The sequence below is a fragment of the Sorangium sp. So ce281 genome, from assembly GCF_051527395.1.
GTDB lineage: Bacteria > Myxococcota_A > Polyangia > Polyangiales > Polyangiaceae > Sorangium > Sorangium cellulosum_B.
The window spans coordinates 7,858,705-7,883,689 of record NZ_CP150322.1 but is presented as its reverse complement, the minus strand read 5'-3'; the positions used below and the strand labels follow the sequence as shown (position 1 = coordinate 7,883,689).

The following is a 24,985-nucleotide window of genomic DNA, read 5'->3' as shown; positions in this document are numbered from 1 at the left end:
CTGAGCCGGCGCTGGCCGAGCCGGCTCGGCAGGCCGGCATGTTTTTACAATACCCGCTCCGGTCGCGTGGGCATCCTTCGCGCATGACCCTGCGACCGCACCCCATCGCCCCGCCCCCGTACCACGCCGTCGTGCCGCACATCGTCGTCGCCGGCGCGCCCGACGCCATCGCGTTCTACAAGAAGGCGTTCGGCGCCACCGAGAAGCTGCGCCTCGCCGACCCGAAGCTCGGCGGCGCCATCGTCTGCGCCGAGCTCGTGATCGGCGACTCCGTCATCAGCATCGCCGACGAGGCCCCCCAGTGGAACGCGCGCGGCCCGAAGGCGCTCGGCGGCTCACCGATCGTCCTCACGCTGAACGTCGAGGACCCCGACGCGGTCGCCGCGCGCGCCGTCGAGGCGGGGGCCAAGATCATCTACCCGATCGCAGACCAGTTCTACGGCCGGCGAGAGGGCAGGGTCGAGGACCCGTTCGGGCACCAGTGGATCCTGTCGGCCGTCATCGAGGACGTCTCGGTCGAGGAGATGCAGGTGCGCATGGCGAGGTGGTGGGAGGAGCAGGGCCCGAGCGGCGCCTGACCCGCTCCGCGTCGGCCGCGCCGCCGCCCGCGGGCGCCGGCGCGGCCGCAAGCTCACCGAACCCATCGCTTCCTGGCGCGGAGCGCGGACACGGCGGCCCTCGCCGGCTCCGGCTCGTGCGGCAGATCGTGCGGCGTGGCGCCGCACGTGACGCAGGCCTCCAGCCTCGTGGATCTCGGCGCGTGCGACGACTCCGGCGCCATCCCGGCGTCGGGCCAGCCGCACGACACGAGCTCGCTCCCGGCGTCCGTCGGCGTGAGCGAGTCCGCCATCGAGTGGACCGAGCGCTTCATCTCGGTGAGGCGCGCCAGCTGAAGGACGAGCGCCGTGAGCCGGGCCGGATTGAACGGCTTGAGCAGGACGTGGTGATACACGGCCTCCTTCGAGCGCGTGTACTCCTCGGCGCCGGTGATGAGGAGACAGCTCGTGAACACGGGCATGTTCGCCACCCTCCGGAGCAGCTCGTCCCCTTTCATCCCGGGCATCACGACGTCGGAGCAGACCAGGTGAAACTCCCTGGTCTCGAGCAATACGAGCGCCTGCTCCGCCGACGTACATTCCACGACGTCGACGTCCCCGGAGAGGACTGCGGAAATGGACCTCAGCGCCCTCTCGTCGTCGTCGACGACGAGGACGCAATACTTTCGTCGGGAAGACGAGATCGTGGCGTCCCTGTGCTGACCCTGCGAAGAGGTGCGATGGGCTCTTGCGATCGATGACACGGTGCTGCCTCCCTGCGACGATCGCGGGCCCGCATCTCCTGCCGCTGTGCCGCGGAAGTGCGCGAGCGCGCTTGCGTGGTGTCGATGGCCTGCACGGCGGCACCCCCCGGCGCCGACGGCCTCTTCCATCGAGGTGTACACGACGATGTTTGTTCGAGTCAACCGCGCAACATGCCCTCTCGACAGGCCAACACGAAGATCTCGAGTTCCGTTCGACCTGCTTGGATGGTGCCGCGGAGGCACTCGGGACGTCGAAGATGCAACGCGAACGGCCCAGCTCAGCGCGGCTGCGGGCGCGCGCCTCGGCTCACGGTCGCGATACACGGCGGAAACAACTGCGACTTGTTCGAATCTTCACATGGTTAGTGTGTGAGGTGCGGTGCTCGCGGTGCCCTTCTTCTCTTCTTCGCACGGCCGGCACTTACGGGCTGATCGGGGCTTCCCTGTTTCTGTCGGGACTTCCCCTGTCCCAGCTGCCCTGTCCGTGTGGAGCTGGTGTTTTCGTGCTCTGCAGCTTGCGTCGGCCGGTGCGAGCGCCCGCGTCGGACCGCGGGGCGAACTGCGGCAGCGACGGGCAGGTGCCTCCAACACGACGGTTGAGCCCGCCGAGCGCTGGCTCGTGAAACGGCTCCTGCTCGAGGCGGGCGAGGTCTGCGGCGATTCCCGCTGTGCTGGCGCCCTCTCCCCTTCTTGGCCCAGGGGAGCGCCGACTACGACCCTTTCTTCCGCGTCCTCCACGCGCGGCCGCGAACACGGCGGCCGCGCGCGGCTCCGGGACGCGCGGGTCTTCGCGTTTTGCGCGGCCATCGCCGGCGAGATCGTCCCCGCGAGGGCGACGCGCGCCTCGCGGTCGAGCGTGCCCCCGCAGACAGCGCCCTGGCGCCGGCGCCGATCGCCCGCGTCGCTGGCGGCGGGGCGCTCGGAGGGCCCTGCCTCCACGGGAGCTCGCGCCGACGGCCGGCGCTCTCCGCCGCGCCGCCGCGGCCGGGCCGCGTTCCCGCCACGCAGCCCGATCCCGTGCGCGCTCTCGCGCACCTCTGGCCCGCGTGAGGGTAGACTCGGCGCAATGTTCTGGTTCGATGCCGTCCTGCTCGGGGTCCTCGAGGGGCTGACCGAGTTCCTTCCCGTCTCGTCCACCGGTCATCTCATCCTGCTCGGCGCGTGGCTCGGCCACCAGAGCGAGGCGGCGAAGACGCTCGATATCGTGATCCAGCTCGGCGCGGTGCTCGCCGTCGTCGTCTATTTCCGCGAGCGCCTCTCGACCACCGTGCGCGGCATGGTCCGGCGGGATCCGGACAGCCTCCGCCTCGCGCTCGCCCTCGCGTTCGCGTTTCTCCCCGCCGCCGTGATCGGCCTGCTCTTCCACAAGGCCATCAAGGCGCACCTGTTCGGGCCGGGGCCCGTCGCGGTCGCGCTCATCGTCGGCGGCTTCCTGATGATCGGCGTCGAGTCGGTCCGCCGCCGCCGGCCGGATCAGGGCGCCCCGCGCGTCGAGGACGTCACGCTCCAGCGCGCGCTCGCGATCGGCTTCGCGCAGTGCTTCTCGCTCTGGCCCGGCGCGTCGCGCTCGATGACCACCATCGTCGGCGGGCAGCTCTCCGGCCTCAGCACCGCCGCGGCCGCCGAGTTCTCGTTCCTCCTCGCCATCCCCACGCTCGGCGCCGCGACCGTCTTCGATCTCGTCAAGAACGGTCGCGCCTTGCTCGACGCCCCCGGCGGGATCGTGGCGCTCGTGGTCGGGCTCGCCGTCTCGTTCGCCGTCGCCCTGCTCGTGATCGCGGTCTTCCTGCGTTACCTGAAGCGTTATGGCCTCGCGCCGTTCGGTTGGTACCGCGTCGCGCTCGGCGCCCTCGTCCTCTGGCTCTGGATCGCCAGCCGCTCCGCCCCCGCCGAGGCCGGCGCCGCCGCGGCCTCACCCGCGCCGCGGGGGGACGTCGCGGCCGCAGCGGACGCCCTCGCCCGCACCGGCGATCACCCGAGCCGCCCGTAAGCATGCAGCCAGCTGGCGCGGCGCGGCGAGCAGGAGGCCGCGTGGAGCTGGCGCGCGCGAGGCGCGAGGCGCGAGGCGCGCGGTGACCCCGACCGCGGTGGCCGCGGTGACCTCGACCGCGGTGGCCGCGGTGACCTCGACCGCGGTGGCCGCGGTGACCTCGACCGCGGTGGCCGCGGTGGCCCCGACCACGGACGGCCCGCTTGCGAAAGACGGCGGATCGGGCTAGGATGCTTCTTCTCACGAACGTCCCTGGCCCTCGATACGACGCTTTCCTGTTTCCCTCTCGTGAGGGAGCCTGCAGCTCGCTCGGACGACTGGACGACGCACCGTGTGACCGCGCGGGAGTTCCGCGCGGCACGTCTCCGTTCGATCCGTTACGGCTTCGTCGGATGGCAGGCCGAGAGCGCCGCAGCGGCGCACCAGAAAGCCGTAAAAAAAGCAGGATGGCATGGGAAATCGTCTCTACGTAGGAAACCTTTCGTTCAGCACCACCCGCGAGACCCTCGAGTCCGCGTTCGCCGCGGCCGGCGAGGTCCGTGAGATCGCGATGCCGACCGACCGCGAGACGGGGCAGCCGCGCGGCTTCGCGTTCGTGACCATGGGCTCGGCCCAGGCCGCGAACAGCGCGATCTCGCAGCTGAACGGCGCGGTCCTCGATGGCCGTGCGCTCAAGGTCAACGAAGCGCAGGAGCGCCCGGCGCGCGGCTTCGGCGGCGGCGGTGGCGGCTTCGGCGGCGGCGGCGGTGGTGGTGGCTTCGGCGGCGGCGGTGGCGGCTTCGGCGGCGGCGGTGGTGGTGGCCGCGGCGGTCGCGGCGGCTCCGGCGGCCGCGGCGGTCGCGGCGACCGTTACTGACTGATCGCGGGCGCGGCGCGGCGCGGCGCGGCTCGTGCGCCGCGCCTGCGCCTTCAGGACGCACCACGAGGTGCCGAAAGACGCGCCGTCCGGAGGCGCGCTGAAAGGCCTGGCTCCCTATGCAGCAGAAACAGGCAGCAATGAAGCGGCAAAAAGAGCGCGCCCGGCAGGAAAAGCAGCGCGAGAAAGACGCGAACCGCCTCGCGCGCCGCAAGGAAAAGGGCCCTGGTGATGGCGGGGCACCGGGCGAGGATCCGGACATCGCAGGGATCGTCCCGGGGCCACAGCCTCCCATCACCGAGTGAAGCGTTGAGAGTGAAGCGCTGAGCGCGAGCCGAGGTGCGGACTGCGCCTGGGACGCCGCTCGCGACGTACGCCGTCCCGGACGATAAGCGCCCGCCCTACGCCTCGGGGCTACGGTACGTGGCCGTGGCGACGTAGCGGAGGATCCGCGAGCAGCACTCGCCCCCGCAGCTCCCTCGACAGGCGCATTCCCCCTCGAACCGCGCCGTGCGCGAAGCGAGGCCGCTCAGGATCTCCTGCGTCACGTCGTAGCCGCCGTTGTCACAGGAAGAGTACGAGCACGGCATTTCGAACAGCGCATGCGCATGCTCGACAACGACGCGGCGGATGTACTGCGTGTCATTCGTGGACGCATTGGGCCGGCTCTCTCGAATTTCCAGGTTCAGGCTCGTGAGCTCCGGCACCTTCTGAAGGAGCTTGCCGGCCGCCTGCTCCCGCCTCTCGCGGAGGAGCATGCGCTCTTCCCGCTCGATATTCCGGCGACGATTCGCTGAGTACATCGATCACCTCTGTCCTGCCGCGGAGGAATATAACAATCCCTCTGACCCCTGGTTCAGTATAGCGCAGGCGACCGTGCGGCGCATGCACAATCTGGGCTCTCCACGCTGTCGACGCTCTGCATTCGCGGCCTCAACCACGGAGAAAGAGCATGACGGAAGACCGCCTGGATCAGGATCTGGCAATCCGGGAGCTCGTCGAGCGAGCGGGAGCGTACGCGCACGACCAGCGTAGGCGCACGACCGGAGAGAGGACCTTCGTGAGAGGCAATGAGCACCCGCCGCCGGTTCTCCGGGCGAGCGGTTCCATCGCCGGAAAGAAGCCTTAGATTGCTCCCGATATGCACGAAGAAGCCCTGCGCGACCGGCCGCGGTCGCCTTCAGAGGAGGCTCCACACCAGCAGGAGCAGCGGCGTGCGCGCGCCGCGGCGCTCGCGGCGTGCGCGCCTGTGCCCGCCCGCGTCGGCAACGCCCTCGCCGGGACCGCCGGGTGGACGGACCCGACCCTGGTGAAGAGCCATCGATTCTACCCGAAGGGCGTGTCGAGCCCGGCGCAACGGCTGAAGTTCTACGCGTCCCAGTTCCCCGTGGTCGAGGTCAACTCGAGCTATTACGCCCTCCCGAGGCCGGGGACGGTGGCGCAGTGGGTCGAGCGGACTCCGCCTGATTTCGTGTTCAACATGAAGGCGTTCGCGCCGCTCACCCAGCACCCCGTGGAGCCCGTCCGCCTCCCCCGGGACGTCCAGGGCGCGCTGCCTGCCTCGCTCTTCGACCGGCGGCGCCTCTACCCGGCAGACCTGCCGGCCGAGGTCAGAGACGCGCTCTGGGAACGCTTCCGGATAGCGCTCGATCCGCTGCGCCAGGTGGGCAAGCTGGGGTATGTGCTCTTCCAGTTCCCTCCGTGGTTCACGGCGACGCGCGGCAACGTGCGTGTCATCGAGGAGTGCCGGAGGCGCATGGACGGGCTCCCGTTCGCCGTCGAGCTCCGGCACGGGTCATGGGGCATGCCCGGACGCATCGAGCGCGTCGCGGATCTCCTCCGAGACCTCGGCGCATTCTACGTCATCGTCGATGAGCCGCAGGGCAAGGACAACAGCATGCCTCCCACCGCCCTCGTCGCCGATCCTCGCCTCGCCGTGGTGCGCTTTCACGGCCGGCGCGAGGAGACCTGGGACGCGCCCGTCGGCGTGAACGAGAAGTTCAGGTACGTCTATGATCCCGTGGAGCTCGCTCCCTGGGCGGAGACCGTCGCGCGGCTCTCCCAGGAGGCAGAGCAGGTCCACGCGATCTTCAACAACTGCGTGTCCGATCATGCCGTGGTCGGCGCCAGGGGGCTCATGGCCCTCCTCGCCCGCAGGGCGGCCGCGCCGGCGGACGAGACTGCCCCGGTCCCGGCGGGCGCGGCCGTCCACTGAGCCTCACGGCGGCGCGGCGGCCAGCGAATCACGGTAGTCTCAGCCCCGATGATGCAGTCCAGAGCGGCGGGCGCTCCCCGCCTCGCAGCGCCACCGCGCAGGTCGCGGCGCGCGGCCGCGCTCCTCGCTGCGCTCGCGCTCGCCCGCTGCGGCGGCGCGCCGGCCCGACCCGCGCCGCAAGAGCGCGGCGCGCCCGCGGCGGCGCGCCCCCCGCCGCCCGCGCCCGTGCCCGCCCGCTGGGTCGACGCGAGCGGCGCGACCGCGATCGGGCCCCAGGTCGCCGGCGGCACGCTCGCGCTCGTCGGCGGCCAGCGCGTCCTCGTCGGGGCCGACGGTGTGGCACGGCCGGAGACCGCGGCGTGCCCCGAGCCCCTGATCGAGCTCGTGCTGGTTCCGTCCGCCGCCGGCCCGCGGCTCGTCGGGCGCGGAGTCCGCGGCGTCTACCGGTTCGATGACCCGCTCGGCGCGCCCGCGGTCCTCGCCCGGTCCGAGACGGACCTCCAGCGCATCGGCGGCGGGCCCGCCGCCGTCGCCGTCTGGGACGCCATCGCAGACTCCCCGATCTTCCTCGACATCGAGACGGGACAGCCGCGCGCGCTGCCGGGCTTGCCCGCCCTGCCGCTGCGCGCCCTCGCGTTCCGCGACGCGCGGCACGGCGCCGGGCTCTTCGAGGCGGCAGGGCTCGCGGTCACGGCCGACGGCGGCGCGTCGTGGCGCCCCGTCGCGCCGCCGCCGGGCGGGGACGGAGAGGGCGCCGCCGCGCTGCTCCGCGTCGCAGGCGTCCGTCTGCGCGACGGCGAGCTGATCGCCGTGACGCAGGGCAGGGCCTCGTCGTCCGGGCAGCGCGAGGCGCGGATCCTGGTCGCCGAGGCGCGGCTCGGGCCCGCGCCCGTCGACGACGCCCCCGAGCCCGGCCCAGGCGCGCCGCTGCTCCGCTGGATCCGCGCGACGGGGCGCCACCCGCTCGAGGCGGCGATCTCGAGCGGCGCGGCGTGGTCGTCCGCCGCGATCACGGCGAGCCACGGCGTCCTCGCCCGCGTGGATCTCGCCACCGGCGCGCTCCACGAGGTCGCCCCCTTCGGCCGCGGCGACTGGCTGAACGTCTGCGGCGTCGGCCGCGCGGGGCGAGCGGCGTGGGTGGCCTGCGCGCTCGGCGAGGGCGGGCCGGACGGCCGCCACGATCCGTTCGGCGTGCTCCAGGTCAAGCCCGACCGCCCTCTCGGCGGCGAGCCCCCCGTCCTCGTGCGGAGCGGCGAGGCCGAGCTCCGCGTGTCCCCGAGCGGCGGCGCCCTGCTGCTCGCGCCGTGCGACGCGGAGGACGAGGGCGGCGTGTGCGTGCGACAGCCGAGCGGCCGGTGGAGCACGGTCCGCCCGGGCGCGGACGTCCGCTGGCGCGGCGCCGGCGCGCTCGCCGACGGCCGGATCGCGATCCTGCGCGGGCTCTGGGACAGCGACGTCGCGCCCCGCGACGAGCCCGCGCCGCGCGGCGACGGCCGCGAGGGCGCCTCGCCCGGCGCCCATGTCGCGGTGATCGACGCCGGCGGCAGGGAGGCTCCGCTGCTCCCGCTCCGCTGGCTGCGCGGCGGGGGCGACGACGTCAACGTGGTCAGCCCGATCGAGGAGGGGCAGGACGGCGCGCTGTCGTTCGTGGTGGCCGACGAGGCCGGAGAGCTCACCGCCGTCGTCCTTTCCCCCGGCGGCGAGGCCTCGCGGGCTCGCCTCGCCGGGGCCGCGCACGCCGTGGTCCACGCCGGCCGCGGGATCGCCGTCGGGGAAAGGACGGTGCTCGCGTCGGATGACGCCGGCCGCACGTGGTCGCCCGTCGAGATCCCACCCCAGGCCGCGGCGGAGGTCGCCCGGACAGGCGACCTGCTCGCCGAGCCCGGGATGCTGGCCGTGAACGAGGCCGGCCTGAGGATCTCGACCCACCTCCGCGTCGGCTGGGGGCCGCCGCTGCCCGCGCAGGGAGCGCCGTCCGGCGGCCCTGCGCTCGGGGCCGCGCCGCTCCTGCCGCTCCGCCCGCCGCCGGCCCCTGCGCTGCCGGAGCGCGCGCTCGCCTGCACGACTCAGCCGGGGCCGCCGCTCTCGCCGGCGGGCGTGCCGCCGCCGCGCAGCACCCAGGAGGCGCTCGCGCTGCTCGTCCGCGACGCGAAGCCCGGACCGGACGGCCAGCGGCGCGTCTCGTCGGTGAGCGCCAGACGCTGGGGCCAGCTCTCCACCGTCGCCGCGCTCGAGGTGCGCTCGCCCGACGGCGCCGCTGCCAGAGGCGCCAGCGCCGATCTCCAGGCGCGCGGCGCCTCCGCCGCGCCGCGGGCGACGTGGACGCTGCGCTGGCTCGACCCGACCGAGCTCCAGGCCAGGGTCCGCTCGTGGACGGGCCCGGCGCCCGAGGGCGTCGGCCGGGACGCGATCCTCGCCCGGTTCGCGGCGTCCGGCGGCCGGATCCTGTTCGGGGTGCGCGCCTCGGGCCGCGACGTGCTGATCCAGGTGAGGCCGGGCCGCGGCGCCGAGGTCGCCGAGGTGCCGCTGGAGCTGATGCCCGAGGCGGAGGTCGCCTTCAGCGAGGCGCCGGATGGCCCCGTCGCGTGGCTCCGCGGGGCGTCGCTCGTCGCGTGGTCCTCCGGCGAGGCCCCGCGGGCGATCGCCTCGCTCGCGAACCTCGGCGAGCCCGCGCTGGGGCAGCCGACGAGCGCCGGCGTGCCGCTCTTGCTCAGCTTCCGCGGCCTGACGCTCGGCCGGACGGTGCCGATCCCGCCCGCCGCGACGACAGCGCAAGGTGCGACCGCGAAGGCGCCGCCGCTGCTGCCGCTCGACGGCTGGGAGATCGTCCCGAATGTCCGCACCGAGCTCACCCGCATGCCGGCGTGCGCCGCGCGCCCGCCCGGCGCGCGCTTCCTGCTCGATCGCTCGAGCGCGTTCGCGACGGTCGATGGCCGCCGCGCGCCCGCGAGCACGGCTGTCTATGACGTCCGTGTGTCGGGTCGTGACGCTTGCGTGGCGAAGATCGCCGCGCTGATGGAGCCGGAGCGGCGGACCGACGGCCAGCCCAGCGCGGGCCCGCTCGCGTTCGTTCGCGCCGATCTCGCGGCCCGGCGCGCCGAAGGCGGCGATCGCGGGCTCGGCCAGGGCGCCGGGAAGCTCGGCGGAACGGAGGGCACGGCAGCGGGCAGACCAGCGGTGAGATCCGCGCGCCGCCTCGCGTGCTCGCTGCCCGTCCGGCCCTGAGTTTGCCCCTCTCGCGGGGAGCTTCGCGCTCGACGGCCCACCCTCCGCGCGGGTATATGTTCGCGCCCTATGTCCTCTCCGAAGCCTCCTCGTCCCTCGCACCGCCAGCTCGGCGACGGCGTCGAAGACCAGCTCGTCCCGCTCGCCGCGCTCGACCCGCTGAAGATTGACTCGTTCGACGATCTGCTCCGCGCGATGAGCAGGACCGCGTTCAGCGGCCGCGCGCTCGGCGAGGCGTGCGACGTGCTCGAGGCGATGGTGCGCGACGAGGACTGCCTCGTCGTGGCGACGTTCTCCGGCGCGATGACGGTCGCCAAGATGGGCGTCGTCATCGTCCGGATGATCGAGGCCGGCATGATCGACTGCATCATCAGCACGGGGGCGCTCATGGCGCACGGGCTGAGCGAGGCGGTCGGCCTGACCCATTACAAGGCGAACCCGGGCATCTCCGACGAGACGTACTTCGAGAAGGGGTACAACCGCGTCTACGACACGCTCGAGATGGAGAAGAACCTCAACGCGATCGAGGTCTTCGTCCGGAAGGAGCTCGACAAGCTGGACCCCGGCTCTCCCTGGTCGAGCGAGATCATCTGCCGCCAGCTCGGCAAGGCGCTGGCGGAGATGGGCGACTCGCCGGGCGTGCTCCGGAGCGCGTACCTCCGCGACGTGCCCGTCTACGTGCCGGCCTTCACCGACAGCGAGATGGGCCTCGACGTGGCGACGTGGATGCTGCGCAAGGTGAAGGCGCAGCACGGCGACAAGCCGGGCTTCGACCTGTGGCGCGAGGCCGTGCCGCCGCCGTACAATCCGTTCCTCGATCTGCTGAGCTACGCCCGCCTGGTCCGCAAGAAGAAGCGCCTCGGCATCTTCACCATCGGCGGCGGCGTGCCGCGCAACTGGGCCCAGCAGGTCGCGCCGTTCTACGACATCGTCGGCGATCGCCTGGACATCGAGGTCGATCACCCGCGGTTCCAGTACGGCGTCCGCATCTGCCCCGAGCCCGTCCACTGGGGCGGCCTGTCCGGCTGCACGTACTCCGAGGGCGTGAGCTGGGGGAAGTTCACCCCGCCGCAGGAGGGCGGGCGCTTCTCCGAGGTGTACGCGGACGCCACGGTCGCGTGGCCGCTCCTCGTGCGCGCGCTGCTCGAGCGGCTCGGCAAGATGCCGAAATGAAATAAAGTAGGGCGAGGAGGTCACCGTGCTCGCCCCCAAGCGCCGCTCGCCGCGCACCCACTGGGTGCTCCTCTCCCTGGCCGCCGTCGGCGGCGCGCTCGTGTCCGCTGGCTGCCCCTCGCCCGAGGAGCGCGCCTGCGACCGCATCTGCGACTGCTCCGGCTGCAGCGAGGCGAGGTACCTCGAGTGCGTCGACAAGGCGGAGACCGCGCGGGCGGCCGCGGCGGAGGCGAGCTGCACCGCTTCCTTCGACGAGTACGTGACGTGCGTCGAGGAGGAGCTCGAATGCAAGGACGAGAATTACCTGTTCGACGGCTGCGACGGCCAGCGAGATCGCCTCCGTGGCTGCGGCATCTCCCTCTTCCGCACCGTCTGCGAGGACGCCAACGACGTCTTCATGGCGTGCGGGCTGGGGTTCCCGTTCTCGACCAACCCCGACGACTGCGTCGGGGCGATCGTGTGCAACGCCCGCTGCATCATCGGCATGTCCTGCAATGGGCTGAACGGGATCGATTTCGAGGAGTCGCAGCGCTTCAACGAGTGCACGAGCGACTGCTTCAACAAGCCTCCGCCCCCGCGATGAAGCTGTCCTGGTAGCCCGGGTCCTCCACGGCGAGCGCGGCCGCGGTGGCCGAGAGCGGGCGGGTCGTGTCGAGCATGACCGCGAGCTCGCTCGTCTCGCGGGCCCCGAGGCTCGCCTCGTACGCGCCGGGGTGCGGCCCGTGCGGGACGCCGGCCGGATGGTGCGAGATGCTGCCGGGGCCGACGCCGCGGCGCGAGGTGAAGTTGCCGCGGCAATAGAACAGAAATTCGTCGCAATCGACCGACGCGTGGGGGTACGGGCACGGGATCGCCTCCGGGTGGAAGTCGGTCGGGCGCGGCACGAAGCTGCAGACGAGGGCGCCGCGCGCGGCGAACGTCCCGTGCCAGTCGGGAGGCAGGTGCACGAGCCCGACGCGCGCCTGGAAGCGCTGGATCGGAAACGCGAACGGGTACACCGTCCCGTCCCAGCCGACGACGTCGAGCGGCGAGCGCCCTGTGGCGAAGCCGTGGAAGGCGCCGCCGCGCTTCACGACGAGCGCGCGGAGGCCCTCGTCGAGGGGGCCGACGAACGTGGGCCGCCGGAAATCACGGTGCGAGTACGGCGCGTCCATCCGCAGCTGGCCGACCTCGTTGCGCCACCTGCGCGGGAGGTGGATGTCCGCGGCCTCGATCGAGAGCCACCGCTGGGGCGCGGCGTCCGGCAGGAAGCGGTAGAAGAGCCCCTTCGGGATGACCACGTAGTCGTCCTGCTCGAAGCGGAGATCGCCGAGCATCGTGCGCAGGACGCCGCCCCCGTGGAAGATGAAGAACAGCTCGTCGGCGTCCGCGTTCGCGAAGTACACCGGGTCGGCCGCGTCCGGCTGGACGAGCCCGATCACCACGTCGTCGTTGAAGAGCAGCGGCACGCGGCAGTCGACGGCGGGCCCGCCCCGCCGCGGCAGATCCTGCGACCGGTAGTGCCGCTTCGCCAGCGGGCGCGCCGGCGCGGCGACCGGCAGCGTGAAGCCGTGCGCCGCCTGCGCGCTCCGGTGCTCGTGCGGCCGGCGCTCGTGGTAAGCGATCGTGTAGGGGCCGTCGAAGCCCGCCCGCGTCAGGCACTCCTCGTAGCGGAGCTCCCCCGCCTCGCTCCGCAGGGCGATGTGGTGCTTGGGCGGGACGATCCCGGCGACGACGCGATCGAGCATCAGCCGTGCCCCCCCGCCTTCTGCTGCCGCTCGATGCTCTCGAACAGCGCCCGGAAATTGCCGGCGCCGAAGCCGCGGTCGCCCTTGCGCTGGATGAGCTCGAAGAAGAACGGCCCGGCGTCGGGATCGCGGTGCGTGCCCGACGATTCCTTGAGGAAGATCTGGAGGAGGTAGGACCTCGCGCCGTCGCCGTCGACGAGCACCTCGAGCTCCCGCAGCGCCGCCACGTCCTCGTCGATCTGCCCGATGCCGAGCCGCTGCAGGCGCTCGGGCAGCATGTCGTAATAGGCGGCCGGGGTCGGCATGAACTCCACGCCCCGGCCGCGCATCGCGCGCACGGCGGCGAGGATGTCCTCCACGGCGAGCGCCGCGTGCTGCACCCCGTCGCCGCGGTGCTCCTCGTTGAAGACGTTGATCTGCGAGCTCTTGAAGTGCGGCCGGTAGGGCTCGTTGTTCGCGAACTTCACGCCCGAGGCCGGGTCCCACATCACCGCCGAGCGCAGGCCCGAGCCGTGGTCCGTGTCCTTCGCCACGTCGTTCGTGTGGAACGCGATCTGCCAGAACGGCTCGAGCCCGAGCACGTGCTCCATCCAGAGAAGGGCGGGCGCCATCGTCTGGAAGTTCGAGGTGATGTGATCGAACCGGGCGATCCCGAAGCGGTTCTCGCCGCCGCGCGACGCGTCGTAGGCCACGCAGCCGGGGAACAGCGCCCGGTACCCGCGCCGCTCCACGAAGCGGAAGGTGGTGTCGCCGAACGGCGTCGTGATCGAGAACGAGGCGAAGGTGCCGCCCTCGTCCGTCGCACGCTGGATCTCGTCGATCGGCGTGCCCCCGCGGCCGTCGAGCAGCCGGAAGGCGCGGTCGATGTCCTCCACCTCGAAGATGACCGTGCCCACGCCGTCGGGGTGCTTGCGCAGGTAGCGCCACGCTCGCCCGCCCTCGCCGATCGGCTGCGAGCAGACGATGACGCACTCGCCGGCCTGGAAGAGGACCGACTGCTGCGCCGCCGCCGCCGTGAGATCCGGCGAGCTCGCGGCGATCTCCTGGAAATCGAGCTTCTCCGTGTAGAACCTGCGGCTCCGCTCCAGGTCGCGCACGTAGTAGTGCAGCGCCTCCACCCGCTTGATGCCGATCGACTCCACCTTGGCCATCCGAATCCTCCGTCGTGAGGGGGTAACGCAGGGGCGAGCTAGGCGACCGCGTCGGCCTGGCGGTCGGCGTGGGCGGCCTGGAAGGCGGGCAGCGCCATGCACTCCGCCTCGATCCGCACAAGGGTCGAGAGCGGCGCGAGGTCGACCTCGTAGCGCCGCGCGTTGTAGAGCTGGGGCACGAGGAACACGTCCGCCACGGTGACCTGGTCGCCGACGCAGAACCGCCCGGAGAGCTCGCTCGCCGCCGCCTGGAACGCGGCGAGGCCCGAGGCGATGAAGCGCCGGCCGAAGGCCTTCTCGTCGCCGCCGAGCTCGTCCCTCACGTACTTCAGCGTGGCGGTGTTCTGCATCGGCTGCGTGCCGGAGTTGATCATCTCCACGAGCTGCCGCGCCCTGGCGCGCAGGTACGGATCCGCGGGCAGGAGCGGCGGCGCGGGGAAGAGGTCTTCGAGCAGCTCGATGATGGCCACCGACTGGGACACACGCCGGACGGCGCCGCCCTGCTCGAACTCGAGCAGGGGCACCTGCGCCATCGGGTTCTTGGCCCGGTACTCGTCGCGGAGCTGCTCGCCGCCGTCCCGGACGAGGTTCACCGGCCGGTACGCGTGCTCGATGCCCTTGTGGGCCAGCGCGATGCGCACGCGCCAGCTGCACGAGCTGCGCCAGTAGCCGTAGAGCGCGAGCCCCTTCACGGCGGCGCTCATCTGGCCACCACCCGCTGCGCGATGCGCCCGAACAGGCTCTCTCCCGCGCGATTCAGCATCTCGATCATGATCGTGTCTCCTGGCTTCATGAACGGCGTCCTGGCCGCCCCGTCCGAGAGGATCTCGAGCATGCGCCGCTCGGCGAGGCAAGACACGCCGCGCGCCGGATCCCGGTTCGAGACGGTGCCGCTGCCGAGGAGGGTCCCCGCGGTGAAGCCGCGCGTCCTGGCGATGTGCTCGACGAGCTCGAAGAACGAGAAATGCATCTCCGGGCCGGCCTCGGGATCACCGATGAGCGCGCCGTTGTAGGTCGAGCGGAGCCGCAGGTGGACGCGCCCGTCGCGGAGCGCGTCCCCGAGCTCGTCGGGCGTGATCGCGAACGGCGAGAACGCGGTGGCGGGCTTGGAGCAGAAGAACCCGAACCCCTTCGCGAGCTCGGCGGGCACGAGGTTGCGCAGCGTCACGTCGTTGGCCAGCAGGAAGAGGCGGATGTGCCGGTGGGCCTCTTCGCGGCGCGTGCCCTGCGGGGTGTCGCCGAGGACGACGCAGACCTCGGCCTCGAAGTCGAGGCCCCAGACCTCGTCGCGCAGGACGATGTCGTCGGTCGGGCCGAGCAGGACGCCGGAGCCGCCCTGGTACACCAGCGGATCGGTCGTCAGCGTCGCGGGGGGCTCGGCGCCGCGCGCCCTGCGCACCAGCTCGATGTGGTGGATGTACGCCGAGCCGTCGACCCACTCGTAGGCGCGCGGAAGCGGCGCGGCGAGCTCTTCCATGACGAGCGGGGTCACCGCCGCGTCCCCCCGCTCGATATCGTCGGCGATGCGGCGGAGCGCGGGCTCGGCGCGCTCCCAGTCGTCGAGCGCGGCCTGGAGCGTGGGGAGGGCGGCGCCGGCGGGCGCGTAGGCGAGGCCGTCGCGGCGGACGACGACGAGCGTGCCGTCGCGGCCGGGGCCGCGGAGAGAGGCGAGCTTCATGCGGGTGCGAGCTCCTCGTGGTCCTACGGTGGTCTCATCGTCTCTGCTTGACAAGCACGAGCCCGCTCACGCCTGCTACGGGATGCGCCCGCCCGCACGCGCGCTGCGCAGCGAGCGAGCGGCTGAACGGATCTGCATGACTACCGGACTGGACGTTTTCTCGACCCTCCACGACCTTGTGCGGCGAGCCATGGAGGGCCTCCCGGGCGCGCGGCGCGGGAGCCTGCTGATGCGCACCGGCCGGCGCCTCTCGTACAGGGCGATCGTGGGGCTCGACGGCCTCCTGCCGGGCCGGGTGAACGTGCCGTCCGACGGCGGGGCGCTCAGCGCGTCGGCCCCGTTCGGCCCCGCCGCGGCGCCCGAGGCGGCGCACGGCCCGTGCGTCGTCCCCGCGACCGCGTGGTACCGGGAGCACCTGCCCGAGCTCGCGGAAGCGCCCGGCTGGCTGCCCGACGGTGTCTACGTCCACGTCATCGCGGTGCCCATGTTCGGCGCGCCGGGCGCCTACCTCGCCCTGGAGCAGCAGGACGCGGCGCCGCTCTCGGGCCTGCGCCGCGCGCTCGTGGAGTCGGTCGCGGCGAGCGTGGGCGCCGCGCTCGAGCGGCGCGGCCTCTTCGAGGAGAAGGCGCAGAGCGCCCAGGAGCTGCGCCTGCTCGAGGAGGTGCTGAGCTCCGTCGCCGAGTCGGTCGATCCCCTCGAGCTCATCGAGACGCTCGCGGACGGGATCCGGAGCGTTCAGACCGGCCCGCGCTGGAGCGCGATCGACCTCGCCGTCCTGGAGGATGCTGGGGGCGAGGGGCGCGTCGCCGATGGGTGGCGCGGATCGTACGACGCGAGCGGCGCGCCAGGCCGTCCGATGATCCGCGTCTACAAGGCTCCCCGCCGGCCGCTGACGGCGTACTGGAACAACCTGCGGGACGGCGCGCTGGCGGCGGGGCGCGATCTCCGGGCCGGGGTCGAGTTCAGGAGCGTCTTGTCCGCCGGCGCCGCGGCTCAGGAGGCGCTCCTCGAGGAAGGGATCCGCCGGCGGGTGGACGGGATCGCGATCGCGCCCATCGACCCCGTGGCGCTCGAGCCGGCCATCGGCCGCGCGATGGCGGCGGGCATCCCGGTCATCACGATCGACACGCCGGCCGCCCCGGGCAGCCGGTCGTTGCTCTACGTCGGGACCGACAACCGGGCCGCCGGGAGGATCGCGGGCCAGGCGATGCTGCGGTGCTTGCCGCAGGGAGGCGGGATCACCATCCAGGCGGAGTCCTTCGCCGTGCCGAACGCCCAGGGGCGCATCGAGGGCTTCCGCGAGGCGATCGCCGGCTCGGCGGTCCGCGTGAGCTCGCTCTCGGAGAACCATTTCGACGTGGAGCGCGCGATCGCGCTCGCCGTCGACGCGGTGCGTTCGAACCCCGGCCTCGCCGGCGCCTTCGGGGTGTGCAGCGAGAACGGCCCCAGCCTGGGGCAGGCGTCGATGAAGCTCGGGCGGTCCGGCGATCTCAAGGTGGTCGCCTTCGATCTCGTCACCGCCACGGTCGCGATGCTCCAGGACGGCGTGATCCACGCGGCGGTGGTGCAGCGCGAGTACGACATGGGGTACCGCGGCGTGCAGGCGCTCTACGAGATGGCCACGCGGGGCGTCGCGGAGGCCCTCGCGGACCTGCCGGCGTCGCGCTGCATCGACACGGGGGTCGACCTCGTGACCCTCGAGCGCACGCCCTTCTCGAGCGCCCTCTCGGATCACCTCGCCTCGAGCTCCGCCCGCAGGATCGCGAACCGCAGGCTGGGCGCCGGGGGGCACGAGCGCGCGCTCGATTTCCTGGTGATCGGCATGGCCCAGCGCGAGAGCCTCGCCGACGACGAGCGCGCGCCCGTCGCGGACGATTCGCTGGTGGGCCAGGTGATGCGCTCGTGCAGCTCGCTCGTCATCGACACCGCGTCGAGCGAGTACCAGCGCTTCGGCGACGTCGCCGAGGCGCGCGGGCGCGGCGCGCGCACGCTGGTCGGCGTGCCGTTGCTCTCGCGGGAGGCGGTCCTCGGGGTCCTCGTCCTGGCCAGCCCCCAGCCCGACGCGGTCTCGGCGACCGACCTGGCGCTCATCGAGCGCGTGGCCGCGGTGGCCGCCGTCGTGATCGAGAACGCGCGGCTCCTGTCGCGGATCAAGGAGCGGACGAGGGCGCTCGAGTCGCTGAGCAGCCGCCAGGAGGCGCTCCTCGAGACGATCGCCGCGATGTCGAGCCCGGTGGTGCCGATCGCGCGCGGCGTCCTCGTCATGCCGATCGTGGGCGCGCTGGACACGCACCGCTCCGGCCGCTTCATCGAGGCGATGCTGAAGGAGATCTCCGAGCACCAGGCGCGCGTCGTGATCATCGACGTCACCGGCATGGCGGTGGTCGACGCGAGCGCGGCGAACCACCTCGCGCAGGCGGCGCGCGCCGCCGGGCTGCTCGGGGCCGAGGTGGTGCTCGTCGGGATCGCGCCCGAGGCCGCGCGGCTCATGGTGGAGCAGGGGCTCGATCTCGGGGGGATCGTCACCCGCTCCACGCTGGAGCTCGGGTTCTCGTACGCGCTCGGCAAGACGGGCGGGCGGGTCGTCCACGGGCGCCGCTGAGCCGCGGGCGCGGCCCTCGCGCCGCGGCGCTCCGCGCGATCCTCACCGGTCCCGGTGGAGCGCGACGGCGGCCGCGACCAGCGCGGCGATCGCGGCGACGTCCACGTCCTTGGCAGAGCGGATGTGGAGGTTCCTGGCCTGCTTGGCTTCGCCGGTGAGCAGGCCGTTCGGATCCGGCAGCTCGGCGCCGCGCTCGAAGCCGAGGGTCACGCCGAAGCGCTGCGGGGCGAGCCAGCAGATCTTGTGTTGGTCGCCGCTGCCCATCCGGAAGCTGACGAGCCGCCAGCCTGGATAGACGTGCTCGTGGAGGTCGGGAATGATGCGGAGGAGCAGCTTGCGCACGTGCAAGGTCAGCTGTTGCGCAGCAGGGGGGTACTCGCTCAGCAGAGCGGCCACGGCCGGATCGTCCGACACAATCAATGACGGTATGCCGACGTTCACGGAGACGCAACCGGCCGTGCATCGTCGCGTGACGTTGCGTGGCGGCGCTTGGCGTCGCGTGGCATCGCGTGACGTTCCGGCCTGGGGCGTGGCTTCCGCTGCGGGCGGTCAGGGGTGGAGGCGCTCGCGGAAGAAGGCGAGGACGCGCGAGAGCGCCTCGCGCGTCGGGTGGCCTTCGCGGTCGACCAGATCGCGCGTCAGGACCGAATGGGCGGTGCGCGGGATCCCATGGGGGTTGCCTGGGGACGAGTCGATCTCGATCCTCTCGAAGCCGTCGCCGAGCTCGGCCCGGAGGCGGTCGAACCGCTCCTTCGGGCACATCGGATCGTGGGTGAAGCGGAGCCCGAGCACCGGGGTACCGGCGGCGACGCGCTCCTTGACGGCGCGGAGGCCGTCGTCGGAGAGGTGCAGCCCGGCGCGGCGCTCGCGCGAGAGCGGGAAGGGCAGCGACGGCTGGCTCAGCACGGGCGCCGCGATGGCGGGGTCGACCATCAGCGCCAGCGCGAAGTTGCCCGTCAGGCACATGCCGATCGCGCCCACGCCCTTGCCCCCGAGCTCCGCGTGGACGTCGCGGCAGAGCGCGCGCAGCCAGTCGGTGATCGGGCTCGCCTGCCTGGACGCGAGCACGTGGAACTCGCGGCTGACGCAGGCGCGGCCCAGCTGCTCGACGATGTAGAGGGGCGTGTCCGGCTTGCCGGGCGTCCCGAAGAGGTGCGGCACGAAGACGGTGAAGCCGGCGTCCGCCACGCGCTCGGCGAACGCCGCGACCGACGGGGTGATGCCCGGGATCTCGTGCATGACGACGACGCCCGGGCCCGCGCCGCGGCGGTAGACCACCCGCGCCACGCCGCCGTGCGAGAACTGCGTCTCGGTGAAGCCGGGGAGCGACATGGCCGCCATCATCGCCCGTCGCAGGACGCCGGGGAAGCGGCGGCCGGACGGCTGGCCGGATCACTCGGATGCTGGCAGGCCCCTCGGCCGTTCGTCCTTGGCGATCCAGACGGTCTTGACGTTCACGAACTCGCGCAGGCCGTACGAGGAGAGCTCGCGGCCGTGGCCGGACATCTTGATGCCGCCGAACGGCAGCCGGGGATCGGACACGACCATGCCGTTGATGAACACCTGGCCGGCATCGAGCTCGTTGATGAGCCGCTCGCGCTCGTCGGCGTCGCGGGTCCAGGCGCTCGCCCCGAGGCCGAACCGGGTGGAGTTCGCCATGTGGATGGCCTCGTCGAGGTCGGTGACGCGGAAGACCGCCGCGACCGGGCCGAAGAGCTCGTCGTCGGCGGCGGGGGAGGGGCGCTGGACGTCGGTGAGCACGGTCGGCGGGAAGTAATTGCCCGGCCCCCTCAGCCGCTTGCCTCCGGTGAGGAGGAGCGCGCCCGCGGCCACCGACGCCCGCACCTGCTCCTCGAGCTCCGCGGCGATCTGCGGCGTGGCGAGCGGCCCGACGTCGACCGACGGATCCATCGGATCACCGACCCGCAGGCGCCGCATGGTCGCGACGAAGCGCTGCTCGAACTCGGGCGCGACCGACTCGTGGACGATGAAGCGCTTCGCCGCGATGCAGGACTGGCCGTTGTTGATGATGCGCGCGCGGATCGCGGTCCCCACGGCGGCGTTGAGGTCGGCGCTCGGCAGGACGATGAACGGATCGCTTCCGCCGAGCTCGAGCACCACCTTCTTGAGGTGCTTGCCGGCGTGGGCGCCGACGCTGCGCCCCGCGTTCTCGCTGCCGGTGAGCGTCGCGGCCGCGATGCGCGGGTCGGCGAGGAGGCGCGGCACGACGTCGGTCCCGGTGAGCAGCGCCTGGAAGACCCCTTCCGGAAAGCCGGCCCGGCGGAGGATGTCCTCGATCGCGAGCGCGCAGCGGGGGACGTTCGAGGCGTGCTTGAGGAGGCCGACGTTGCCGGCGACGAGCGCCGGCGCGGCGAAGCGGAAGACCTGCCAGAACGGGAAGTTCCACGGCATGATGGCGAGCACCACGCCGAGCGGGTGGAAGGCCACGTAGCTCCTGCCCGCGTCGGTGGCGACCTCTTCGGGGGCGAGCAGGCGCTCGGCGTTGTCGGCGTAGTAGCGGCACGCGGTCGCGCACTTCTGGGCCTCGGCGACGGCGGAGCCGATGGTCTTTCCCATCTCGAGCGTCATGAGCTGCCCGAGCTGCTCCTTCTCGCCGTCCAGGATGTCGGCTGCCCGGCGCAGCTTCTGGGCCCGCTCGGCGACGGGGGTCTGCCGGAAGCCGCGGAACGCGGCGTGCGCGCGCGCCACCTTCTGCTCCAGCGCCGCTGACGAGAGGGGTTCGAACGTCTCGAGCGTCTCTCCGGTCGCTGGATTGATCGTCGCGATGGCGGTGTTCACGGATGTGCCTCCTCTTCGAGCGTCGGGCCGCGGCTCGTCGCCAGCCAGCTCGGGGCGCGCCGAGCGGCCCCGGCAGGCGAGCTTGAGCCAGACCCGCCACGTCGTGCAATGGTCAGCGAGGACGAGCCCGCTTCTCTTCCTTCGTTCGCGTCGTTCCGGCGCCTTCCGACGTGGTCCACGCGGTCGACGCGGTCCACGCATATTCCACGCATATTCCGCGCATGTTCCGGGCGCGTGAGGGGGGAGGGGGGTCGCCATCGCACGTCCTGTTCATTACGCAGAGGGGGATGGTGCGCAGCGGATCCCCTGTCGCAGGCGACGCGGAGCACGCGCTTTCAGCCCGGGCGACGCGCGCAGGCGAGCGCGCGGCGCTCGCTCCTCCGGCCTTCGACGACCCCGCCGGCCAGCTCTCCCGCGCGGGCGAGCTGGAGGTGAGGGTGAGGGCGATGGAGGCCCTCCTCTGCGCCGGCGTGCCGTTCATGGTGGCGGGGGCGTATGCCTTCTTCGCATACACGGGCATTTTCCGGGACACGAAGGATCTCGACGTGATGCTGGACGAGCGGGAGGTGCCGGCGGCGTTCAGGGCGCTGGAGCGGGCCGGCTTCGAGACGGAGCTCATCGATCCGCGGTGGATCGGGAAGGCCTATACGGGCGATCGCTTCATCGATCTCATCTTCTCGTCGAGCAACGGCCTGGCCGTGGTGGATGGCGGCTGGTTCGAGCATGCGCGTCCGGCCACGATCCTGGGGCACTCTTGTCTGATCGCGCCGGTCGAGGAGATCATCTTCACGAAGGCGTTCGTGGACGAACGGGAGCGGTACGACGGCGCCGACGTGAACCACCTCATCTACGCGTGTGGGGACGAGATGGACTGGGAGAGGCTCCTCGCCCGGTTCGGTCCCTACTGGGAGGTCCTGTTCGCGCACCTGACGCTGTACCGCTTCGTCTATCCGGGCGCGCGGAGCCGGGTGCCCGGGTGGCTCATCGACGAGCTCTGCCGGCGTACGCTGGCGCAGACGCGGGCCGGCGACGCGCCGCTCCGGGTATGCCGGGGCAACCTGATCAGCAGGCAGCAGTACGTGCACGATTACGAGAAGCTCGGGCTCGTCGTGGGACCCGCAGCGCCCGCGCCCGAGGCGGCGCGGGGGGCGCTGTGCCGGAAGCGCCGGCGGTCTGCGGCGGGGCGGCCTCGCCCCGGCAAGGGGAGGCCGGGCCGTGACGGGGCTCCAGGCGGCGCGGAGGGGCCGGGGGTGGAGGCCGAGGCGGCGCGGGTCCGCAAGCCGGGATCATGAGCGCCGCCGTCGCCGGAGGGAACGGGGAGCCGGGCAAGCGCCGCATCGCGGCGTCCTCGGATCTGCACTGCCGGCCGGAGCACGGCGCCAGGATGCGCGAGCTCGTGAAGGCGGTGAACGCGGAGGCGGAGCTGCTCGTGCTGTGCGGCGATCTCACCGATCGCGGCCATCCCGAGGAGGCGAAGGTGCTGGCCGACGCGCTCGCCGGGCTCTCGATGCCGTGCGCCGCCGTGCTCGGCAACCACGACCTCGACCGGGGGGCGGGCGCCGAGATCGCGAAGCTCCTGGGCGACGCGGGCGTCGAGGTGCTCGACGGGGATCACCTGATCTTGTGCGACGACATCGGGGTCGCCGGCGTGAAGGGCTTCATGGGCGGGTTTGGGAGCGCGACGCTTCAGGCGTTCGGCGAGGGCCCGCTCAAGGCTTTCGTGCAGGAGGCCGTGACCGAGGCGCTGAAGCTCGAGGCGGCGCTGTCCCAGCTCGACAGCGAGAAGAAGATCGTGATCATGCACTACACGCCGATCCTCGAGACGACCGTCGGCGAGAACGTGGAGATAAGGCCCTTTCTTGGGACGAGCCGCCTTGCAGCGCCGATCGATCTGTACGGCGCCGACGTGGTCTTCCACGGACACGCGCACCACGGGGCGCTCGAGGGGCGCATGTTGAACGGGACTCCCGTCTACAACGTGGCGATGCCGCTGCTCAGGAAGCTCACCGGCAAGCCCTTTCTGCTGTTCGAGGTGTAGCGGGCGAGCGCCGCTCGGCGCCTTCGCTCAGTGCTTCTGCAGGAAGGCCCGTATCGCTCCGAAATAGGCGGACGCGAAGAGGAGGATATCGTTGTGCCCGGCGCCGTCGATGAGGTGCAGGGCCTTCTTCTCGTGGGGGACGGCCGCGTGGTTCTCGCGGGCGTGGTCCGGCGGGAGCAGCGTGTCGCGCGCGCCGTGCAGGACGAGGACCGGGATCTCGACGTGCCTCAGGAGCTCCGGGTTCGAGAAGCTGCGGTGCGCCTCGTCGCGCAGATCGCCGAGGTCGATCTCGAAGAGGGCGAGCAGGTGCCGCACGTCGCTGAACCCGCTCTCGAGGAGGAGCGCGCGGTACGCGTCGCCGCGGTGCGCGGCGATCCGCGACGCCGGGGAGCTGCCGAGCGAGCGGCCGAAGAGCACCGGCTTCGGCGGCTGTTCGAGGCCTGCGGCGCGGCTCTTCTCGGCGAGCTCGCGCTCGAAGAAATCGGAGACCTTCAAGGGATCTTCATGGAGCGAGCGCAGCGTCGGCTGCCCGCTGCTCCAGCCATAGCCGCGGTAATCGACGATGAAGAGGTTGAGCCCGATGTCGTGCCAGCCCTCGGCGATGTCGTCGTAGTCGGGGACGGTCTCGCCATTGCCGTGGAACGCGAGCACGGTGGGATTGCCCGGGTCGGACAGGTGCCAGCGCGCGCCGAGCGTCACCCCGGGGGCAACGGGGATATCGTAGTCCGTCGCGCCAGCGGGCGGGCTCGCGTTCACCTGCCTTGGATAGAAGACGTCGGTCGCGCGGGGGTTTGCGTCGAGCGCGCGAAGGAGCTCGTCGAGCTGGCTGTCGGGGTCGTTCGTCGGCATGGCGCACCGTTCTGCCGCGGTCGGCGGAGGTCGTGGCGCGCAGGATACATCGTGTCGGGGCCGGATGGTCCGTGGGATGGACGCCCGCGAGCGCGGTGGGGCGGCGGGGAGCCGGGGCGCGCGGCGCGATGGTGGCCTACGCGGTCGCGATGACGCCTTGCACCGCGGGCTCGCCGTACTCGGCGCCGCCGGTGCGCACGACGAGGTTCGGGAGGATCTCCGCCACGCCGGCGCCGTGGGTGTGGCCGCACAGCACCTCGATCTGCCGCTCCGGGTACCGCACGGCGGCCTCGCGGATCGCCTCGCCTGTGGCCTTGCAGGTGAAATGGGGGAGCCAATCGTCGTTGGAGATCTGGCCTTCGTGCCAGCAGGCCTCCTTGAACGGGGGGACGTGCGTGGCGACGATGACGCGCCGGTACCGCTCGAGGGCCTGTGGCAGGACGCGGCGCAGGTACGCCGCGGCCTCGTCGCCGAGGCGGTGCAGGGCCTCTCTCCGGCGGCGCCGGCCGAGGGAGGCGAGCTCCTGGATCAGCACGTAATCGTTGAGCATGACGGGCGATCTCTCGTAATCGCCGAGGCGGGCGTCGGCCCAGCCGTCGTGGCCGACGAGGGCCGTGTCCGGGCCGAGCTCGACGTGGGGGATCGACGGGAGCCACCTGAGCCAGGGGGAGGTGGCCGAGAGCTCGGCGGCCATCGTGCGCACGGCGGCGATGCTCCCTCGGTAGAAATCGTGGTTGCCGAGGACGAAGTAGAGCGGGCGCTCGATGGCCCGGGCGACGGTCTCGAGGAGGGGGCGGAGGCTCGTGGCTTCGGCGATGTCGCCGGTGAAGAGGACGGCATCGGCGGCGGTGGCGGCGAGGGTGGAGCAGAAGGCCGCGAGGTCCTCGCGGGAGAGGAAGTTGAGGTGGACGTCGGTCGCCCAGGCGAGGCGGAGCGGGGTCGGCGCGGCCATGAGATCAGGATAGGCGGGGAGGGGAGGGGGAGCCAGCGAGGGGGGCGCGCGAGCGGAAGGCGCTCGCCACGCGGCGGGGTGAGGGCGCTTCTTGTCGGCGAGATCTTCCGTGAGCACCCGGAGCTCGCGCCCCGCTTGCTCGCGACGCCAGCGGCGGAGAGGACGCGGCGTGGGCGTGGGTCAGGGAAGCGGCAGACTCGGCTTCAATGGGGCCGCCGCCTTTCAGCGGCGGAGAGGATCTCGGTGGGTCACAAGGTGCGGCTCGCAAAGGCGGCTTCAATGGGGCCGCCGCCTTTCAGCGGCGGAGAGGCCACGTTGGCGCCTTGCGCTGTACCGACGTCCGATCGGCTTCAATGGGGCCGCCGCCTTTCAGCGGCGGAGAGCGTCGCGCTCGCCCACTACATCGCGCGCCGGCATCCGCTTCAATGGG

General features: G+C 72.4%; 24 protein-coding genes and 1 CRISPR repeat array (1 of these 25 cut by a window edge). Of the genes, 13 read left to right on the top strand and 11 right to left on the bottom strand.

All coding sequences use genetic code 11. From position 1 onward, the window contains the following. Positions 1-83: 83 nt before the first annotated feature. Positions 84-578 carry a VOC family protein gene (locus tag WMF27_RS29855; protein ID WP_437765475.1) on the top strand — a complete coding sequence of 165 codons (495 nt, stop codon included), beginning with the start codon at positions 84-86 and terminating at the stop codon, positions 576-578. Between the two features lie 53 nt (positions 579-631). Here the strand turns inward: WMF27_RS29855 and WMF27_RS29850 are convergent, their stop codons facing one another. Beyond that, entirely contained in the window at positions 632-1,174 is a 543-nt protein-coding gene (locus WMF27_RS29850; protein ID WP_437944544.1) for a response regulator, read from the bottom strand. Between the two features lie 1,192 nt (positions 1,175-2,366). Between WMF27_RS29850 and WMF27_RS29845 the strand changes: the two genes are divergently transcribed. The 4 genes from WMF27_RS29845 to WMF27_RS29830 all read left to right on the top strand — a co-directional run bounded on the left by WMF27_RS29845 (position 2,367) and on the right by WMF27_RS29830 (position 4,451). Next, complete coding sequence (locus WMF27_RS29845) at positions 2,367-3,290, top strand: undecaprenyl-diphosphate phosphatase (RefSeq protein WP_437765476.1); 924 nt, start codon at positions 2,367-2,369, stop codon at positions 3,288-3,290. An 82-nt stretch (positions 3,291-3,372) separates the two neighbouring features. Further along, positions 3,373-3,519: a hypothetical protein gene (locus tag WMF27_RS29840; protein WP_437765477.1), complete on the top strand. Its 147-nt coding sequence runs from the start codon at positions 3,373-3,375 to the stop codon at positions 3,517-3,519. Positions 3,520-3,741: 222 nt separating this feature from the next. After that, positions 3,742-4,146, top strand: coding sequence for an RNA recognition motif domain-containing protein (locus WMF27_RS29835; RefSeq protein WP_437765478.1), 405 nt, complete (start codon positions 3,742-3,744; stop codon positions 4,144-4,146). A gap of 119 nt (positions 4,147-4,265) precedes the next feature. Then, positions 4,266-4,451, top strand: a complete 186-nt coding sequence (locus WMF27_RS29830; RefSeq protein WP_437293905.1) for a hypothetical protein — start codon at positions 4,266-4,268, stop codon at positions 4,449-4,451. Positions 4,452-4,547: 96 nt separating this feature from the next. On the opposite strand, the gene WMF27_RS29825 is transcribed toward WMF27_RS29830, so the two are convergent. After that, positions 4,548-4,949, bottom strand: a complete 402-nt coding sequence (locus WMF27_RS29825; RefSeq protein WP_437765479.1) for a hypothetical protein — start codon at positions 4,947-4,949, stop codon at positions 4,548-4,550. A gap of 149 nt (positions 4,950-5,098) precedes the next feature. Between WMF27_RS29825 and WMF27_RS29820 the strand changes: the two genes are divergently transcribed. From WMF27_RS29820 to WMF27_RS29800, 5 genes are all read left to right on the top strand, one after another. Beyond that, positions 5,099-5,275 carry a hypothetical protein gene (locus WMF27_RS29820; RefSeq protein ID WP_437765480.1) on the top strand — a complete coding sequence of 59 codons (177 nt, stop codon included), beginning with the start codon at positions 5,099-5,101 and terminating at the stop codon, positions 5,273-5,275. A 12-nt stretch (positions 5,276-5,287) separates the two neighbouring features. Continuing rightward, entirely contained in the window at positions 5,288-6,361 is a 1,074-nt protein-coding gene (locus WMF27_RS29815) for a DUF72 domain-containing protein (RefSeq protein ID WP_437765481.1), read from the top strand. 48 nt (positions 6,362-6,409) lie between these two features. Continuing rightward, positions 6,410-9,586 (top strand): hypothetical protein, encoded by a 3,177-nt coding sequence (locus WMF27_RS29810; RefSeq protein WP_437765482.1) that lies wholly within the window; start codon positions 6,410-6,412, stop codon positions 9,584-9,586. A gap of 69 nt (positions 9,587-9,655) precedes the next feature. Beyond that, entirely contained in the window at positions 9,656-10,759 is a 1,104-nt protein-coding gene (locus WMF27_RS29805; protein ID WP_437765483.1) for a deoxyhypusine synthase family protein, read from the top strand. A gap of 25 nt (positions 10,760-10,784) precedes the next feature. Further along, a complete protein-coding gene (locus WMF27_RS29800; RefSeq protein WP_437765484.1) occupies positions 10,785-11,342 on the top strand; it encodes a hypothetical protein in 558 nt (185 codons plus the stop codon). Here WMF27_RS29800 and WMF27_RS29795 read toward each other — a convergent pair. From WMF27_RS29795 to WMF27_RS29780, 4 genes are read right to left on the bottom strand one after another with little or no spacing between them, the layout of a single operon-like run. After that, on the bottom strand, positions 11,317-12,486 hold the full coding sequence (locus WMF27_RS29795) for a homogentisate 1,2-dioxygenase (RefSeq protein ID WP_437765485.1): 1,170 nt from the start codon (positions 12,484-12,486) through the stop codon (positions 11,317-11,319). The genes WMF27_RS29800 and WMF27_RS29795 overlap by 26 nt on opposite strands. Continuing rightward, positions 12,486-13,637 (bottom strand): 4-hydroxyphenylpyruvate dioxygenase family protein, encoded by a 1,152-nt coding sequence (locus WMF27_RS29790; RefSeq protein WP_437765486.1) that lies wholly within the window; start codon positions 13,635-13,637, stop codon positions 12,486-12,488. The genes WMF27_RS29795 and WMF27_RS29790 overlap by 1 nt, the downstream gene beginning before the upstream one ends. Positions 13,638-13,675: 38 nt before the next feature. Then, positions 13,676-14,341, bottom strand: a complete 666-nt coding sequence (gene maiA, locus WMF27_RS29785; protein ID WP_437765487.1) for a maleylacetoacetate isomerase — start codon at positions 14,339-14,341, stop codon at positions 13,676-13,678. Next, on the bottom strand, positions 14,338-15,315 hold the full coding sequence (locus WMF27_RS29780) for a fumarylacetoacetate hydrolase family protein (RefSeq protein ID WP_437765488.1): 978 nt from the start codon (positions 15,313-15,315) through the stop codon (positions 14,338-14,340). Before WMF27_RS29780 ends, maiA begins: the two co-directional genes overlap by 4 nt. A gap of 136 nt (positions 15,316-15,451) precedes the next feature. On the opposite strand from WMF27_RS29780, the gene WMF27_RS29775 reads away from it, so the two are divergent. Continuing rightward, complete coding sequence (locus tag WMF27_RS29775; protein WP_437765489.1) at positions 15,452-17,917, top strand: substrate-binding domain-containing protein; 2,466 nt, start codon at positions 15,452-15,454, stop codon at positions 17,915-17,917. Positions 17,918-17,959: 42 nt separating this feature from the next. On the opposite strand, the gene WMF27_RS29770 is transcribed toward WMF27_RS29775, so the two are convergent. The 3 genes from WMF27_RS29770 to WMF27_RS29760 form a co-directional block, all read right to left on the bottom strand. Then, entirely contained in the window at positions 17,960-18,313 is a 354-nt protein-coding gene (locus tag WMF27_RS29770) for a DUF1801 domain-containing protein (RefSeq protein ID WP_437765490.1), read from the bottom strand. Between the two features lie 153 nt (positions 18,314-18,466). Continuing rightward, a complete protein-coding gene (locus WMF27_RS29765) occupies positions 18,467-19,249 on the bottom strand; it encodes a dienelactone hydrolase family protein (RefSeq protein ID WP_437765491.1) in 783 nt (260 codons plus the stop codon). A 60-nt stretch (positions 19,250-19,309) separates the two neighbouring features. Further along, complete coding sequence (locus WMF27_RS29760) at positions 19,310-20,716, bottom strand: NAD-dependent succinate-semialdehyde dehydrogenase (protein WP_437765492.1); 1,407 nt, start codon at positions 20,714-20,716, stop codon at positions 19,310-19,312. Positions 20,717-21,003: 287 nt separating this feature from the next. On the opposite strand from WMF27_RS29760, the gene WMF27_RS29755 reads away from it, so the two are divergent. Together WMF27_RS29755 and WMF27_RS29750 are read left to right on the top strand one after the other, a co-directional pair. After that, the gene (locus WMF27_RS29755) at positions 21,004-22,008 is read left to right on the top strand and encodes a hypothetical protein (RefSeq protein WP_437765493.1); all 1,005 of its coding nucleotides are present in this window, start codon (positions 21,004-21,006) and stop codon (positions 22,006-22,008) included. Continuing rightward, positions 22,005-22,754 carry a metallophosphoesterase family protein gene (locus WMF27_RS29750; protein WP_437765494.1) on the top strand — a complete coding sequence of 250 codons (750 nt, stop codon included), beginning with the start codon at positions 22,005-22,007 and terminating at the stop codon, positions 22,752-22,754. The genes WMF27_RS29755 and WMF27_RS29750 overlap by 4 nt, the downstream gene beginning before the upstream one ends. A gap of 27 nt (positions 22,755-22,781) precedes the next feature. Here WMF27_RS29750 and WMF27_RS29745 read toward each other — a convergent pair whose 3' ends face one another. Together WMF27_RS29745 and WMF27_RS29740 are read right to left on the bottom strand one after the other, a co-directional pair. Continuing rightward, the gene (locus tag WMF27_RS29745; RefSeq protein WP_437765495.1) at positions 22,782-23,603 is read right to left on the bottom strand and encodes an alpha/beta hydrolase; all 822 of its coding nucleotides are present in this window, start codon (positions 23,601-23,603) and stop codon (positions 22,782-22,784) included. Between the two features lie 136 nt (positions 23,604-23,739). After that, entirely contained in the window at positions 23,740-24,555 is an 816-nt protein-coding gene (locus tag WMF27_RS29740; protein ID WP_437765496.1) for a metallophosphoesterase family protein, read from the bottom strand. Positions 24,556-24,755: 200 nt separating this feature from the next. Further along, positions 24,756-24,985: a CRISPR direct-repeat array (repeat unit 36 nt; unit sequence GCTTCAATGGGGCCGCCGCCTTTCAGCGGCGGAGAG); it runs 831 nt beyond the window's last position.